This is a genomic window from Bacteroides sp. 1_1_14 (assembly GCF_000162515.1).
Lineage (GTDB): Bacteria > Bacteroidota > Bacteroidia > Bacteroidales > Bacteroidaceae > Bacteroides > Bacteroides thetaiotaomicron.
The window spans coordinates 1-1,282 of record NZ_GG774741.1; the positions used below are offsets into that span (position 1 = coordinate 1).

Sequence of the window (1,282 nt, forward strand, 5' to 3'; positions counted from 1 at the left end):
AAGAGTTCTATTTACAATATAATGGAGGTTCTACGAAACAGATCGCAAGCATAAATAAATATCAAGAGGTGGAAATTGAAGATTTCTTCCCATTCAAATATAACAAGGATTTTAAGAATGACCCCAGATATACGGCAGAAGGCGAAACATTAGAGTTAAGAAAAGCAGGAGCTATATCTGATAGCATTCTTATTTTTGCTATGGAATCTACCGATGAAGGTCGGATTACCATAGACTTGGTTAATGGAAAGATCTATCTTTACCCTATTGTGGGGATGCAAGATGTAATCTTCAATTTTGGAGAGCCACGACTTGTTGCAAATTCAATAGATGATTTCTTTGACAATCTCGTTGTTTTGGACGGGCACAAAGCAATTCCAGCAATAGAAGAAATCGAAGAGGGACAAACGGAGACAGCAGGTGTAATGCCTGAACTTTCGGACTGTTCGGCTTCGCTAACAAAAGAAGATATAAAGAATTTTGAGGTTGAGTTGAATGTAAAGATTCCGGCAGGCATGAAGAACTTTTACCTCAAGTTCAACGGTGGTATGCCATCACCATATTGTTTTCAACCGCAGGACGAGGATTTGGATCGGGTGGAGATAAATGCGTTCTTTCCGATAAAGGAACGCACCAATGCTTTTGAAACAATTGAAGTCATAGCCAAAGATATATGGAGTAGGAATTTAATGCCATGCAATCTGTTGCCTTTTGCTATGGATTCGGGTGGAAACTATTATGCGTTGAACTTGAAGAATAAAAAGATTTACTATTACGTGACTGACGAGTGGGACGAAAACGCTTCAAGAGAATACAACTTTGAAACAAATACTCGTTACATCGCCCAGTCATTCAATTACTTTATAAATCATTTCATCGAAGAAGAGGAATAAAGCGGGCAGATAACAAGCGGATCAATCTCCTTTAATGATGATTATCCACCGAACATTACCAACTAAAGAAAATTAATAAATATGGTCAAGTACAAACTAACAGTAGATGAACCGTGGGATTTCAATCATAATGGTAGTAATGTTCTTCATGGTATAGTGGTAAAGCAACTTTCTCCTACATTTCTTCTTTTCAAATCTGACAGTTTTTTAGATTTTAATGGACAAAAAAGCTGTATTATAATTTTAAAACCCAGATATGAAAAAGAGTATTTTGATTTAGAAACTAATGGTGATGTTATTGTAGGTGGTGCTTTGTGTTTAGAAAATGAATACGAAGAAAAAATGAAGAATATTTAATATCACATAGCCAATATATGCTTAGTTGGGAG

At 35.9% G+C, this 1,282-nt stretch carries 2 protein-coding genes; both read left to right on the forward strand.

Annotation, left to right across the window (positions count from 1 at the left end; translation table 11 throughout):
* Positions 1-893 (forward strand): SMI1/KNR4 family protein (locus HMPREF9007_RS00125; RefSeq protein WP_008763914.1); only part of this gene is annotated, 893 nt, incomplete at its 5' end.
* A gap of 81 nt (positions 894-974) precedes the next feature.
* On the forward strand, positions 975-1,250 hold the full coding sequence (locus HMPREF9007_RS00120; RefSeq protein WP_008763880.1) for a hypothetical protein: 276 nt from the start codon (positions 975-977) through the stop codon (positions 1,248-1,250).
* The last annotated feature ends 32 nt before the right edge of the window (positions 1,251-1,282 follow it).

Coding starts and splice junctions, on each gene's coding strand:
- HMPREF9007_RS00120 (WP_008763880.1), top strand. CDS start 975: ATGGTCAAGTACAAACTAACAGTAGATGAACCGTGGGATTTCAATCAT.